Origin of the sequence: Paucilactobacillus vaccinostercus DSM 20634 (genome assembly GCF_001436295.1) — a bacterium.
GTDB lineage: Bacteria > Bacillota > Bacilli > Lactobacillales > Lactobacillaceae > Paucilactobacillus > Paucilactobacillus vaccinostercus.
This window is the reverse complement of record NZ_AYYY01000029.1, coordinates 21437-35608: the sequence shown is the minus strand read 5'-3', so window position 1 is coordinate 35608 and position 14172 is coordinate 21437. Positions and strand designations below refer to the sequence as shown.

General features: G+C 47.4%; 13 protein-coding genes. 10 read left to right on the top strand and 3 right to left on the bottom strand.

Annotated features, from left to right (window positions below):
- Positions 1-27 precede the first annotated feature (27 nt).
- Positions 28-1473 (bottom strand): aminotransferase-like domain-containing protein, encoded by a 1446-nt coding sequence (locus FC26_RS07185; protein ID WP_057779196.1) that lies wholly within the window; start codon positions 1471-1473, stop codon positions 28-30.
- 130 nt (positions 1474-1603) lie between these two features.
- Here FC26_RS07185 and FC26_RS07180 point away from each other — a divergent pair, with 130 nt between their 5' ends.
- On the top strand, positions 1604-2221 hold the full coding sequence (locus FC26_RS07180) for a LysE/ArgO family amino acid transporter (RefSeq protein WP_057779243.1): 618 nt from the start codon (positions 1604-1606) through the stop codon (positions 2219-2221).
- Positions 2222-2287: 66 nt separating this feature from the next.
- Here the strand turns inward: FC26_RS07180 and FC26_RS07175 are convergent, their stop codons facing one another.
- A complete protein-coding gene (locus tag FC26_RS07175) occupies positions 2288-2785 on the bottom strand; it encodes a phosphatidylglycerophosphatase A family protein (protein ID WP_057779195.1) in 498 nt (165 codons plus the stop codon).
- A gap of 207 nt (positions 2786-2992) precedes the next feature.
- Between FC26_RS07175 and FC26_RS07170 the strand changes: the two genes are divergently transcribed.
- A complete protein-coding gene (locus FC26_RS07170) occupies positions 2993-3307 on the top strand; it encodes a DMT family transporter (RefSeq protein ID WP_057779193.1) in 315 nt (104 codons plus the stop codon).
- Between the two features lie 8 nt (positions 3308-3315).
- On the opposite strand, the gene FC26_RS07165 is transcribed toward FC26_RS07170, so the two are convergent.
- A complete protein-coding gene (locus FC26_RS07165; RefSeq protein WP_083483778.1) occupies positions 3316-5355 on the bottom strand; it encodes a heavy metal translocating P-type ATPase in 2040 nt (679 codons plus the stop codon).
- 214 nt (positions 5356-5569) lie between these two features.
- On the opposite strand from FC26_RS07165, the gene FC26_RS07160 reads away from it, so the two are divergent.
- The 8 genes from FC26_RS07160 (at position 5570) to FC26_RS07125 (ending at position 14166) form a co-directional block, all read left to right on the top strand.
- Positions 5570-6502 carry an aldo/keto reductase gene (locus FC26_RS07160; protein WP_057779189.1) on the top strand — a complete coding sequence of 311 codons (933 nt, stop codon included), beginning with the start codon at positions 5570-5572 and terminating at the stop codon, positions 6500-6502.
- Between the two features lie 207 nt (positions 6503-6709).
- The gene (gene ahpC, locus FC26_RS07155; RefSeq protein WP_057779187.1) at positions 6710-7273 is read left to right on the top strand and encodes an alkyl hydroperoxide reductase subunit C; all 564 of its coding nucleotides are present in this window, start codon (positions 6710-6712) and stop codon (positions 7271-7273) included.
- 23 nt (positions 7274-7296) lie between these two features.
- The gene (gene ahpF, locus FC26_RS07150) at positions 7297-8841 is read left to right on the top strand and encodes an alkyl hydroperoxide reductase subunit F (RefSeq protein ID WP_057779185.1); all 1545 of its coding nucleotides are present in this window, start codon (positions 7297-7299) and stop codon (positions 8839-8841) included.
- Between the two features lie 162 nt (positions 8842-9003).
- A complete protein-coding gene (locus tag FC26_RS07145) occupies positions 9004-10224 on the top strand; it encodes a betaine/proline/choline family ABC transporter ATP-binding protein (protein WP_057779183.1) in 1221 nt (406 codons plus the stop codon).
- Positions 10217-10846, top strand: coding sequence for an ABC transporter permease (locus tag FC26_RS07140; protein ID WP_057779181.1), 630 nt, complete (start codon positions 10217-10219; stop codon positions 10844-10846). The genes FC26_RS07145 and FC26_RS07140 overlap by 8 nt, the downstream gene beginning before the upstream one ends.
- A gap of 11 nt (positions 10847-10857) precedes the next feature.
- The gene (locus tag FC26_RS07135) at positions 10858-11787 is read left to right on the top strand and encodes an osmoprotectant ABC transporter substrate-binding protein (RefSeq protein WP_057779179.1); all 930 of its coding nucleotides are present in this window, start codon (positions 10858-10860) and stop codon (positions 11785-11787) included.
- A complete protein-coding gene (locus tag FC26_RS07130) occupies positions 11787-12452 on the top strand; it encodes an ABC transporter permease (protein WP_057779177.1) in 666 nt (221 codons plus the stop codon). Before FC26_RS07135 ends, FC26_RS07130 begins: the two co-directional genes overlap by 1 nt.
- A gap of 274 nt (positions 12453-12726) precedes the next feature.
- Positions 12727-14166, top strand: a complete 1440-nt coding sequence (locus FC26_RS07125) for an NADP-dependent glyceraldehyde-3-phosphate dehydrogenase (protein WP_057779175.1) — start codon at positions 12727-12729, stop codon at positions 14164-14166.
- Positions 14167-14172: the final 6 nt, after the last annotated feature.

Below are 14172 nucleotides of genomic sequence, written 5' to 3'. Positions count from 1 at the left end.
GCAAAGCTGAGTGTGATAATCCCTTTTTTAGTGAGTAAGTTGAATCTCAATCAGCTGTTTTAAGATACGACAGCCGGCTGCAAATGCTGCTGGTTCGGCGTAGGCGTAGGAAAGTCGAATGGCTTGCACGTGGTGAAAAGCATAGAGATCACCGGGATTAATCAGCACGCCTTGAGCACGGGCAGCATCAAACAGCGCGTCAATTTTAATGCGTGGATCCAGTTTTAGCCAGATGTAAAAGCCCCCGGTTGGTTCTTGCCACTTAGCGTAAGGGGCCAAATAGGTTTGAAGGCTCTGCAGTGCTGCTTGGGCTCGTTGTTGTAGCCGTGTTCGTGTTTGGACTAAATAGCGATCAAAATCGGAATTGGCTAGAATTTCAGCAAGTGCGAGTTGGGATAGCGAACTGGCGCCGTAGTCTGTTTGCATTTTGACGTCGGCAAGGCGGGAGATAATCGGCCGGGGGGCGACAACCCAGCCTAGCCGTAGTCCAGGAGCCAGAATTTTAGAACTACTCCCTAGGTAGATGACGGCACCGTGATCATCGAGTGCCTTGAGTGGCTGTGGGGGGCGCGTGTCAAACCAAAGATCCTGATACGCACTGTCCTCGATGATCGGGAGTTGCCGCCGGTTGGCAAAGGTCAGCAGCTCGCGGCGATGTTTAAGGGTCATGACCTGACCAGTCGGATTTTGAAAACTGGGAATGACATACAGGAGTTTTTGCTGTTCAGTTTGGGGAAGCTGCCAGTAGGCGACGCCATCACGGGTGAGGGGGAGGCCACGCAGATGGACCCCAGCAGACTGAAAGATTTGGAGCGAGTTTAGGTAGGTCGGCGTCTCGGTGTAGACGGTCGCGTGCTCGTCGAGGAGGGACAGGGAAATTAGTTGCAGGGCTTGGAGTGAACCGGACGTAATCAAAATGGTGTCGGCACTCGCCTGAATGCCCCATCGTTGAAGCCGCTGAGCGAGTTGTTCACGGAGCGCCAGTAATCCCTGTGGTTCGAGGTAGTTAAGCTGTTGCAACCGGTGACCAACACGGGTCAAGGCATCAGCAAAGAGCTGGTGTGGTAAGAAAGCGGGTGCGAGTTCGCCCGTGCTGAGGCGTATGGGCATTCGGGTTTCATGGGTGTTAATGGTTTGGATGGTATGAAGGTTAGCTTTAAAGTGTCCGCTTTGGATGTACTCTTGCCAGTTGACGGGCGCTTTTTTCATCATCAGTGACCAGGTGTTGCTGATGATGGTGGTGCCACCACCACGTTTACCACTGATCACGCCGTAATCGACGAGTTGGGTCATTGCCTGGCCGATCGTACTGCGATTAACCTGCAATTGCGCCGCTAGTTCTCGCTGTGGGGGAAGCTGATCTCCCAATGCCCAATTGCCGGTTTCAATTTCTTGGAGGCAGTAATTGACGAGTTGCTGGTAAAGGGGTTGATGAAGCTGTGGATTGGGGTGCCAATTAATAGTGACGCGCATGAGAACCCTCCGATCATTTGGCTGGTCATTTAATTTGACTTGGCTGGGATAAAAATAAATTAATTCGTTAGAATAGGGATTGTTGCTACAAGCTTAGCATAAGTATGATGAAATTTGGATGGTAATTGAAATGTTAACTTACGGACAGGGCCTCTTATTCGGGGTCGCTTATATTGCCCCGATTGGGGTACAAAATCTCTATACAATTAATACGGCATTGGCCCAGCCACGCGGACGGGCATTACGCGCCGCCCTAATTATCACGTTTTTTGATATTTCTCTGGCACTCGCCTCGTTTTTCGGAATTGGTAAATTACTCAAAGTCATCCCGTTGCTGGAACAGGTGATCCTGATCGTCGGCAGTCTGATGGTACTCGTGATTGGAGTGTCATTACTGAAAGCTCAAGATGTGACGATGCCTGACGCAGCGGCCAACGAGCGTTTTAGCTACTGGAAGGTGGTGGCGTCGGCCTTCGCCATCGCGTGGCTTAATCCACAGGCAATTTTAGATGGCACCATGCTCTTGGGGGCCTTCCGGGTATCGATGGTGGGCAATGCAGGCAATCTGTTTATTGGTGGTGTTTGTACGGCTTCGGTGCTGTGGTTTACAGGTTTGACGTTTGTGACGTCGTTACTCAAGGATCGGTTTCAAGCGAAATTTTTACTTTTGTTAAACCGGGTTTGCGGCGTGATTATTATTGGCTACGGCCTCCGCCTGCTCTGGAAATTTGTAGCCCAGTTCATTTAATGAAATAAAAAAGGGTGACTGGCCGCTGGCTACTTTGCGTAGTGAGTGACAGTCATCCATTTTTGTTTAGCTGTGTTGATGGGCGACCTTACCGGATACGGCCGCTGCCACGGCACCAACCAAGTCGTCGATGAAGGTGTTTACCGTGTTTGGATCTTTGTCTAGTTCGCCGATAATGCCCGGCTTAATATTGTCGACATAACCATAGCTGGTCGTCCCAATTTGGCCGTAAACCGTCGAAATCTGATTTCCTAAGGTTTCGTCGACACCAAAGACGCCGAGGTCGTGACCGACAATCGTTTGGAGGGGTTCGTCGAGAAGCCCTTGGTTGGCGAGCTTATCGAGTTGTAAACCAACCATAATGTTGTTGAGCACTTCACGCTTGTGCAGCACATCAATGACGGCATCGACAATTTCTGCCATTGTTACTTCGGGAATATGCCGGTGCTGTAAATCGTAAGCAACATCCGCAATTTTTTGGATCGTGACGCCACGGGCTTCAAATTCTTTTTGGACGTAGTTGAAGGCGGCGGTGTCAGGATATTTAACATTTTTATCCATCATTATTGATCACTTCATTTCTGTTTAATTTAACTTGTATGGCAACGGAGAGGAACGAATTCAGCAAAGTTGCTAAAATGTATCCGAGTTGATACAATAATTTTATTAATCATAACACAGTTACCACCGGGTAGCTTAAACACCGATATCATTCCTTTAGGTCTTGTAGGAATGGTACCGGTGTTTTGTGTTTTTAGGAGGAAAATTATTATGGCATGGATTGAGCTATTAATTGCGGGGATTTTGGAAACCGTGTGGGCGACCACACTGAAGCTAAGTCAGGGGTTTCACAAAACCAATTTTGCAATTTATACCATTGTGGCAATGGTGGGGAGCTTTTGGCTGCTTGCCCGAGCGATTAGATCGTTGCCGTTAGGATTGGCGTATCCGGTATGGACCGGAATCGGTGCAGTTGGGACGATCATCGTGGGGGTTATTTTTTTTGGCGACAAGCTATCGCCACTGACTTGGGGATTCGTGGTACTGTTACTGATTGGCATTGTCGGCATCAAGTTGACGGTTTAGTGCCATCATCAGGCAGTATGTTCCTCGTCTTTTAAGGTCATAGCGTTGATGGCAACAATGATGGTGCTCAAGGACATGACAACGGCGCCCACCATCGGGTTCAACATGAATCCCCATGGTGCTAGAATGCCAGCTGCGAGCGGAATTGTGATGATGTTGTAACCAGCTCCCCACCAAAGATTTTGGGTCATCTTGCGGTTGGTTTGCCGTGCTAACGTTAAAAATTCAATGATACTGTGCGGATCGCTGCGGACCAAGATGATGTCCGCGGAGCTAATGGCAACCTCGGTGCCAGAACCAATCGCAACACCGATGTCTGCCCGAGCAAGACTCGGCGCGTCATTGACACCGTCACCGACCATCATCACTTTGGCGTGGTCTTGTTGGTAATGACGGACGAGTTGTTCCTTGTCTTCGGGAAGAAGGCCGGCGTGGACGTGGTCAATGCCGAGTTGCTGCGCAACCTTTTGGGCACTCTGCGCATTATCACCTGTCATCATGACGGGAATCAAGCGTTGCTGTTTAAGTTGCGTAATGAGGGTCACCGCACTGGGTTTAATGGTATCTCCCTGGGCGACATATCCGAGAATCTGATCATTTTGAACGAGGAAACTAACGGTGTCTCCGGTTTGCAGCAGCCGCTCTAATGAAAAATGAGGGTGAGCCAGTTGGGCTTTTTCAACGTAGCCGGGAGAGACAATTTGATAGGCCTGTCCATCGATAGTGCCAGTAAGGCCAACCCCGGTTTGTTGCTGACTATCCGTTACGGAAAGTAAGTCGAGTTGGGCTTGCTGCGCTTGTTCGAGAATGCCCACGGCAAGGGGGTGACTGGAGCCACTTTCGAGGCTGGCCATCAGTTGCAAGACGCGTTGATCATCAAGATCGCTGACGCTGTGTGTCTCGTGAACGGTAAAGTTGCCTTCCGTTAGCGTTCCTGTTTTGTCCATCAAAACATAGCGTAAGTCGGGAACGGTTTCCAAAACATCACGGTGAGCAATCAGGAGACCATGACTTGCCGCGATGGCGGTACTACGCGCCACGACGAGGGGAATGGCCAATCCGAGTGCGTGCGGGCAGGCAATTACGAGCACGGTAACGGCAATCGAGAGCGCGATGGCGAGGTTATCGATTAGCAGCCAGCTGATAAAGGCAACGATGGCGACGGTGAGTGCCGCGTAGAAGAGCAGTCCGGCCACCCGATCAGCTGTATTTTCCTTAGCAGACTTTGAATTTTGTGCGGTTTGTACCAGTTTCATTACTTGGGCGAGGTAGCCGGAATCACCGGTTCCCGTAACTTTGACGCGTAAGGTGCCATCGCCATTAATGGCGCCCCCAATTACGGTGTCATTGGGGGCTTTTTTAACGGGCCGTGCTTCACCGGTCAGCATGGATTCGTTGACGTGGCTTGTGCCGTCAATAATTGTGCCGTCGGCCGGTACTTTTTCACCCGCCCGAATTTCAACGGTGTCGTCCAGTTGCAGCTGCTTAATGGGAACCTCAGTGATGGTATCGTCACTGATGAGGTGGGCGTCGCTGGGGAGGAGTTTAGCGAGTCGATCGAGGGCCGAACCGGCATTCATTACCGTATCCATTTCAATCCAGTGGCCCAGCAGCATGATGTCAATCAGGGTGACAAGTTCCCAGAAAAAGTCCATGACGTGACCAGGGAGATGAAGGACCTGGTTCGCGACGACGGCATAAATACTATAGATAAACGCAACGGAAATCCCCATGGCGATCAAAGTCATCATGGCCGGTTTTTTACTAGCCAGTTCTCCCTTAGCGCCACTGAAGAAGGGGGCACCACCATAAACAAAAATGATTGTTCCCAGAATGGCGACGAGCAAATCAGTCCAAGGATGGCTTGTAATTTGGAACGGCAGGTTAACGCCCATCATGGGGCTCATGATAATGACGGGGATGGTGAGAATGAGGGATACCCAGAATTTGCGTTTGAGATTGCCCATGTGCATCATGTGTCCCCCGTGCATCATCATATCGTGAGACCCGTGGTCACTCATAGTCATGTCCATATCCATATCTGGCATGGCCATTTTGTCAGGCATGTGATCGTGTGTTGTCATTTGAAATCCTCCTTGTAATTTTTATCGGTTACAAATGTAACTTTTACAAATTAAGGTTACATCTGTAACCGTAAACTGTCAATCCTTAAGCCAAAATAGTTGCATCAATCTGGGAAGTGTTCAACAATGACAGGCAGATGGTATCTCTACTATATCTGAAACGAAAGGGGTGTGTCTCGTGGGACGCACATTAGTAAAAATTGGACAAACGGATGTTGAAACAACAGCATTAGGACTTGGAGCAAACGCTGTAGGTGGTCGAAACCTATTTCCAAATTTGAAGGATGAAACGGGAATTGAAATTGTTCAGACGGCACTCAGAAGTGGTATCAACCTGATTGATACAGCGTATGCCTATGGATTAGGTCATTCTGAAGAACTGATTGGTCAGGCGATTCAGGATTTTGATCGCCATGAGATCACGATTGCCTCTAAGGGGGCCCATGATGGAGATCAGTTTAATAATGACCCCCAGTTTCTAACAACACAGGTTGAAAATAGTTTGCGACGGTTAAAGACGGACTATCTTGATATCTATTACATCCACTTTCCGGATGAAAAAACGCCTAAGGCCGAGGCAGTCGGTGCACTCCAACGACTGAAGGAACAGGGAAAAATTCGGGCAATCGGGGTTTCGAACTTTAGTCTCGATCAGATTAAGGAGGCTAACGCTGACGGTTATGTGGACATTGTGGAAGACCAGTTCAGTCTGCTCCACCAAGATAATCTGGCAAAGATGACCTACCTAAAGGACCACCAAATTAGTTTCGTTCCGTATTTCCCATTGGCTTCAGGACTATTGACGGGTAAATACGATGGGCCAGTTTCGTTTGCTGATGGCGATATTCGCGCGGAAAATCCGGATTTTCAAGCACCACGGTACGACCAAATTTTAGCGGCCGTTAAACGGGTTCAACCGATTGCGGACTTGCATCAAGCAACGGTCGCACAAACTATTTTAGCGTGGTACATGCAAAATCCACTGATTAGTATTGTGATTCCGGGAGCTAAGCAGCCCGCTCAAGTACAAAGCAACGCAGCGGCACTAGATGTTCAGTTAAATGACGAGGAATATGCTGAAATTGATCGCTTATTTGCCGCCTTTAAGTAATATAATATTCGAATATTTTACTAAAAGTATGATTAAGCAATGCTCTAAATTAGAATTAGTATAAAATAAAAAATAACATGAATATTAACAAGGACTGCCTTAATATGGCGGTTCTTTTCTTTTTATTCACTTATCGCATGGTCTTGACTTAGAATGATTATCGTTTAGAATAGGGACTGTTAAAAATAATATTTGGAGGTCCTTAGAATGTCACTAGTAGGAAAAAAGGTTGGAGAATTTAAGGCTCAAGCTTATCGCCAAGGTGAATTTATTGACGTGACGGATCAAGATTTATTAGGTCACTGGAGTATTATTATGTTCTATCCAGCGGACTTTTCGTTTGTTTGTCCCACCGAATTGCAAGATTTACAAGAACAGTATGCAAAACTACAAGCGCTCGGTGTGGAAGTTTATTCTGTTTCAACGGACACCCATTTCGTTCATAAAGCCTGGCATGATAATTCCGATGCCGTGGGCACGATTGAATTTACGATGATTGGTGATCCTTCTCAGCATATTTCACGGCTGTTTGATGTGCTAGATGAAGACCAAGGCTTAGCACAGCGTGGAACCTTTATCCTTGATCCTGAGGGAACCGTGCAGGCGATGGAAATCAACGCCGACGGAATTGGTCGGAATGCAAGTGAGTACCTTGATCGAATCAAAGCGGGTCAGTATGTTGCGGCTCATCCTGGTGAAGTTTGCCCGGCTAAGTGGAAGGAAGGCGAAGACACCTTGACACCTGGTTTGGACTTAGTTGGTAAGATTTAGGGTAACGAAGGGACAATGAGAAAATGGCAATCGATAGCACGGTAAAACAACAGCTAGCAGCATATTTAAAGTTGATGGAACACGAAGTTACCATCCGAGTTGATGCAGGCGATGATGATCGATCACAAAAGGTGCTGGCGTTCGTAAATGAAGTGGCAGCGATGTCACCGAAAATTAATGTCAAGCAGGGTCATTTGAAACGCCAACCTAGTTTTGCACTGGATCAGACGGGACAACCGGCCAGTGGAATTGAATTTGCGGGTATTCCGCTGGGACATGAATTCACATCATTTGTACTGGCACTGCTGCAAGTTTCAGGCCATGCCCCTAAGATTTCAGAACAGGATCGTCACCGAATTGAAGCCATCACGGCTGATTTACATTTTGAGACATTTGCCAGTTTGAGTTGTCATAATTGCCCAGATGTTGTTCAAGCATTGAATATTATGAGCGTCCTTAATTCTCATATTTCGCATAAGATGATTGAAGGTGGCATGTTTCAGGACGAAGCGACTGAAAAAAATATTTTAGCGGTTCCAACAGTATTTCTGAATGGTGAAGAATGGCATAATGGTCGGGCGACGCTGAGTGATTTGATCAGTAAAGCGGCCGGTGAAACTGGTCCCCAAAAGATTGAACAAGACTGGATAAACCAGCTCTTTGACGTATTGATTATTGGGGGTGGACCAGCTGCTGGAAGTGCGGCAATCTATGCGGCACGGAAGGGAATTCGTACAGCAATTGTTACGGATCATTTCGGTGGTCAGCCCCTTGATACGCTGGGAATTGAAAATATTGCCGGTATCGACTATGTTGAAGGTGAACAGTTAATGACCACCATCGCCAGTCAGGTGAAAAAATACGGGGTGGCTGTGCTAGAAGGCCAACAGGTCACGGCCATTGCTAAGCAGTCTCAACAGATCGATGTGACACTGGCGTCAGGTGATAGGCTGCAGACGAAGACAGCGATTATTGCGACCGGAGCCCGTTGGCGCACAATCGGGGTTCCCGGTGAGGCGGAGTTTAAGAATAAGGGTGTTGCCTATTGTCCACACTGTGACGGGCCGCTGTATAAGGGCAAGGACGTTGCCGTAATTGGTGGTGGCAATTCAGGTATCGAAGCCGCAATTGATTTGGCTGGGATTTGCCGGCACGTCACGGTTCTCGAATTTGCACCACGGTTAGGGGCCGACCAAGTGCTCCAAGCTAAAGCAGGCCAATTGAAAAATGTGACCTTAATCACGAACGCTGCCACACAGACCATTACCGGTGATGGTCGGGTAACGGGCTTGACCTACCAAGATCGTGCCACGCAGGTCATTAAGGAAATCGCGCTAGATGGTGTATTCGTTCAGATCGGTCTCCAACCGAATACGGAATGGGTACCAGCGGCGATTGATCAAAACCAGCATCATGAAATCATTGTTGATGCCAAAAATGCCACTAATTTAGCGGGCGTATTTGCAGCTGGGGATTGCACTGATTCAGCGTATAAGCAGATTGTGATTGCGACCGGAGCAGGTGCGAGTGCAGCGCTGAGTGCGTTTGATTATTTAATTAGATCGTAAGATGATTTATTGACGGGAAAACTTTGAGATAAAAGAAGTTTTTCCGTTTTTTTTATGCTCTTTTTGCGACAAAATGGATGATGGAAAACGTGTATCATTTGAAATGAAGTGCACAAGTACGATACGATAAGAAAGAAATAGTGGTAAAAGAGGAGGTACTCATTGCTAATATCATTACAACATTTAAGAAAAGAATATCCTGGTGGAAAAGTAGCCGTAGAAGACGTCTCAGTGGATATTAACGCTGGTGACTTTGTCTGCTTTATCGGTACTTCCGGATCAGGAAAGACGACGACACTGCGGATGATTAACCGGATGATTAATCCGACGTCGGGTAAAATTTTACTCAACGATGAGGATGTCACCAAAATGGATCCGGTGAAACTCCGTCGCAAATTAGGTTATGTGATTCAAGATGTTGGGTTGATGCCGCATATGACCATCCGTGACAACATCACATTAGTTCCTAAATTACTCAAATGGTCCAAGGAAAAACGGGCTCAGCGAGCAGAAAAACTAATTAAACTGGCACAACTACCAACTGAATTTTTAGATCGTTATCCGTCTGAATTATCTGGTGGGCAGCAACAACGAATCGGAGTTGTGCGGGCGTTTGCGGCTAATCAAGATATTATTTTGATGGATGAACCGTTTGGCGCACTTGATCCAATCACACGGGAATCGCTACAAGATCTTGTGTTGGATTTACAAAAGCGGTTAGGGAAGACGTTTATTTTTGTGACGCATGATATGGACGAGGCATTACGATTAGCAACCAAAATCGTAATCATGTCAGAAGGTAAAATCGTTCAAATGGATTCCCCAGATAATATTTTAAAGCATCCTAAAAATGACTTCGTGAAGCATTTGATTGGGGAAGACCGGTTGATTCAAGCGCGGCCAAGTGTGACGACCGTTGGTCAAATTATGCTGAAGGCGCCGATTAGCATTTCTGAAAATGCATCCTTACATAGGGCGCTTCAAACCATGCATGAAAAGCGAGTTGATACGCTCCTAGTAACGGATGACGAAGATCATCTCGTCGGTGTGCTTGATATCGAGCAGCTGGATCTGGGATATCACCGGAAACGGCCGGTCAGCGAAGTCATGAATCGTGAGATCTACTTTGTCCATGAAAGCTCGATCATTCGTGATTCCGTGAACCGAATCCTGAAGTTGGGTTACCGAAACATTCCGGTCATTAATCAAGCGGGAAAGCTCGTCGGAATTGTGACCCGGGCCACCCTCGTGGATATGGTGTATGACGCGTTGTGGGGCCAAGAGGATAGTGGGGATGATGCCGTTCCTGAACTGAAAAATGCGGTTACCGCCCAGCAAAAGAAGGATACGATTGCACCGGCAAAGGGGGCATTAGATGATTAATTTCCTGCAAGCTAATGGAATTGATTTGTTGGAGAAAACCTGGCAACATATCTATATTTCATTTATTTCGCTGGGGTTAGGGATCATCGTTGCCGTTCCGCTAGCCGTTGTCTTAACGCGGTTTGACAAAATTGCCGGTTTCGTCATTGGTCTGGCAAGTGTGCTTCAAACAGTTCCTTCGATGGCGTTACTAGCCATGATGATTCCAATTTTTGGGATCGGTAATTTGCCCGCCATCGTGGCCCTGTTTATCTATTCCCTCCTCCCAATTTTGCGAAATTCTTATCTCGGAATCAAAAATGTTAATCCGGCCGTTTTAGATGCGGCAAAGGGGATTGGAATGAATAATATCCAGTCAATTTTTCAGGTTGAGTTGCGACTGGCGGCGCCCGTCATTATGTCGGGAATTCGACTATCGGCCACGTTCGTGATCGCTTGGGCCGCACTGGCATCGTATATTGGTGCTGGTGGACTGGGGGACTTTATCTTTAATGGGTTGAACTTGTACCGTAGTGATCTTATTTTAGGTGGGTCGATTCCGGTCATCATATTGGCACTGGTCACCGATTACCTCTTAGGCAAAGTTGAACAGCTTGTGACGCCTAAGACGGCACGCGCGTAAGGAGGTCCCAGATGAAAAAGAAAAAATGGGCATTCTTACTCAGCCTTGTGGGGGTACTCACGCTGACGTTAGCCGGTTGTGGATTTCCCGGACTAAGCAATTCGTCGAGTAATACGGTGCGAATTGCGGCGCAAAGTACGACGGAACAACAAATTGTCGCGGCGATTGATAAACAAATGATTGAACATTATACGCCACTCAAAGTGACCATTATTCAAAACTTAGGCTCTGCGAATGTTAGTTTTGCGGCCCTTCGTAATGGGGATGCTGATATTTCGGCAATTCGTTATAACGGCACGGATTTGTCCGATATTCTTGGTAAAACTACCAGCCATAATCCGACGAAGGATAATCGGACGGTGGTGAAGACGTTTAAGAATAAGTATCATCTCATTTATCTGAAGTCCTATGGGTTTGCGGATACCTATTCGTGGATGGTTACGCAAAAGACGGCCAAAAAGTACCACTTAAATAATGTATCGGATATGAAAGCACACGCTGCGGAAATGAAAGCAGGTATCGACCAGGCTTGGCGTGATCGACGCGGTGATGGGTATGACGGTTTCAAGCAAATCTACGGGTTTGGGTTTAACCATCTGTACTCGATGCAAATCGGACTCGTTTACGATGCGTTGGCTTCTGGCAAGATGGATGCCGTACTCGGGTATTCGACGGATGGTCGAATTAGCAGTTATAACCTGAAGATGTTGAAGGATAACAAACACTACTTCCCACCGTACGAGGCGTCACCAGTGGCGACCGAGGCGATTTTGAAGAAGCATCCAGAGTTAAAACCGGTGCTAAATAAACTGGCCGGCAAAATTTCAGTTAAGACGATGCAAAAGCTCAATTACCAAGTAGATAATGATTTGGAAGAGCCGGATGTTGTGGCAGCGAAGTTTTTGAAGACGCATCACTATTTTGAAGGGGGGTCAAACTAATGGCTGGAATGAATTTATGGCAGCAATTAATCACGTACTTTATGCAAAATGGCATGTACGTCTTGCAACAGTTTGGCCGGCACTTTTTGATCTCGATCTACGGGGTCTTGTTAGCGGCAATTGTTGGGATTCCCCTTGGAATATTTATTTCACGGTATCGAAAACTAAGTTCGACGGTGGTGGGATTAGCGAACGTTATTCAAACAATTCCATCGTTGGCGATGCTATCGATTTTGATGCTCGGCCTCGGGTTGGGGGTCAATACGGTGATTGTGACGGTCTTTCTTTATTCGCTACTTCCAATTCTGAAGAATACCTACACGGGTATGCAAAACGTCAATAAGGACGTGATCGATGCGGGGAAGGGCATTGGGATGACCTCTTGGCAGCGACTTTACTACGTCGAGCTGCCCTTATCGATGTCGGTGATCATGGCTGGCTTACGAAACGCCTTGGTCCTGGCAATTGGAATTACGGCGATTGGCTCGTTCGTGGGTGCTGGCGGTCTGGGTGATATTATCATTCGGGGAACCAATGCGACGGATGGTGGGGCGATTATCCTCGCCGGCGCCTTGCCGACAGCCTTAATGGCAATTATTGCCGACGGTGTATTAGGCTTTTTGGAACACCGTCTCGACCCATCCTCAAAAAAAGTTAAAAATTAATTTTTTGCACGTTTGAAAAAAATACAAAATAAGCGTTTCACAGTGATTGCTGGTTTAATCACAAGTGAAACGCTTTCTTTTTAACGACCGTTTGCATGAATGCCATCAAATGCAAATGAACTGTGCAAAAATGAGATAAAAGTATAATATACGAAACTAATATACAAGAATTGAGCTTTACTTTTGAATATTAGCCAATTAGAATACTAAATAACGTTTATTGACTATCAAATAAACTTATAATACATAAGCAAACGAGCGAGGGGGATTTGACGTGGATGTTTTAACAAGTTATCAGGCGTATTTTGCAGGGCAGTGGCAGGAGAGTGAATCTCAAGAAACGATTGAAATTCGATCGCCATGGCGGCATGAGGTGATCGGTTCGGTACAGTCCGTGACGCAAAACGAAGTTGATCAGGCAATTGCGGCGGCGCACCGTGTCCAGGGATCATGGGCCAACTTATCAATGAATGAGCGCGGGCAGTACTTAGATCGGTGGGCAGATGAAATCGAAGCCGATGTTAACGCACTTGCCATGGCCGTAATGGATGAAGTCGGTAAGAATTTCGAAGATGCTAAAAAAGAGGTTTTGCGAACGGTAGATTTAATTCATTACACCGTCCAAGAAGCTTTACACATGCATGGTCAGAGTGTGCGAGGCGACGGTTTCCCCGGTGGGTCAAAAGATAAGCTCGGGATTATTACCCGGGTCCCACTAGGGACGGTGTTAGCGATTTCGCCATTTAATTACCCGATTAATCTCTCGGCGGCAAAAATTGCACCCGCGTTGATGGCGGGTAATACGGTGATCTTCAAACCGGCCACCCAAGGTTCCATTTGTGGTATTAAAATGATTCAGGCGTTTGATCGCGCAGGCTTTCCAGCCGGTGTCTTAAGTCTGTTAACGGGTCACGGCGCTATTATCGGAGATTACCTCACGGAACATCCCGGCATTAACATGATTAGTTTCACGGGGAGCACCCAGACGGGAAAGCACCTCTCACAGAAGTCGATCATGATTCCACTAGTTTTGGAACTCGGTGGTAAGGATCCGGCAATTGTGTGCCAGAACGCTGATTTGGACCGCACTGCCAAAAATATTATTGGTGGCGCCTTTGCCTATTCTGGTCAACGGTGTACGGCGGTGAAACGGGTACTGGTCAACGAGGCGGTGGCCGATGAATTGGTCGCCAAACTAAAACCTGCAGTAGAAGCCCTAAAAGTTGGGTCACCGGCTGAAGGCAGCGATGTGGTCCCGTTAATCGATGACAAGGCGGCAGATTTTGTCCAAGGCTTGATTGATGACGCGTTGGCCAAGGGGGCCACACTGGTTACTGGTAATCAACGAGACGGTAATTTGTTGGCACCAACACTATTGGATAACGTAACGCCGGAGATGGATATTGCCTGGGTCGAGCCCTTTGGCCCAGTACTGCCAATTATCCGCGTCACGTCCAATGCGCAGGCGATTGATCTAGCGAACCGGTCAGATTTCGGTCTACAGGCCAGCGTCTTTACGCAGGATATCGATGAGGCCCTTGAGATTTCACGGGGTGTCGAAGCGGGGACCGTTCAAGTCAACGGGCGTCCATCACGGGGACCAGATAATTTTCCATTCTTAGGCGTCAAGGCCTCGGGGATGGGAACCCAAGGGGTGCACAACAGTATTTTGTCGATGTCGCGTGAAAAGTTAACGGTATTAAATTTGAAATAGAGGCTT

Coding starts and splice junctions, on each gene's coding strand:
- FC26_RS07185 (WP_057779196.1), bottom strand. CDS start 1,473: ATGCGCGTCACTATTAATTGGCACCCCAATCCACAGCTTCATCAACCC.
- FC26_RS07180 (WP_057779243.1), top strand. CDS start 1,604: ATGTTAACTTACGGACAGGGCCTCTTATTCGGGGTCGCTTATATTGCC.
- FC26_RS07175 (WP_057779195.1), bottom strand. CDS start 2,785: ATGATGGATAAAAATGTTAAATATCCTGACACCGCCGCCTTCAACTAC.
- FC26_RS07170 (WP_057779193.1), top strand. CDS start 2,993: ATGGCATGGATTGAGCTATTAATTGCGGGGATTTTGGAAACCGTGTGG.
- FC26_RS07165 (WP_083483778.1), bottom strand. CDS start 5,355: ATGCCAGATATGGATATGGACATGACTATGAGTGACCACGGGTCTCAC.
- ahpC (WP_057779187.1), top strand. CDS start 6,710: ATGTCACTAGTAGGAAAAAAGGTTGGAGAATTTAAGGCTCAAGCTTAT.
- ahpF (WP_057779185.1), top strand. CDS start 7,297: ATGGCAATCGATAGCACGGTAAAACAACAGCTAGCAGCATATTTAAAG.
- FC26_RS07140 (WP_057779181.1), top strand. CDS start 10,217: ATGATTAATTTCCTGCAAGCTAATGGAATTGATTTGTTGGAGAAAACC.
- FC26_RS07135 (WP_057779179.1), top strand. CDS start 10,858: ATGAAAAAGAAAAAATGGGCATTCTTACTCAGCCTTGTGGGGGTACTC.
- FC26_RS07130 (WP_057779177.1), top strand. CDS start 11,787: ATGGCTGGAATGAATTTATGGCAGCAATTAATCACGTACTTTATGCAA.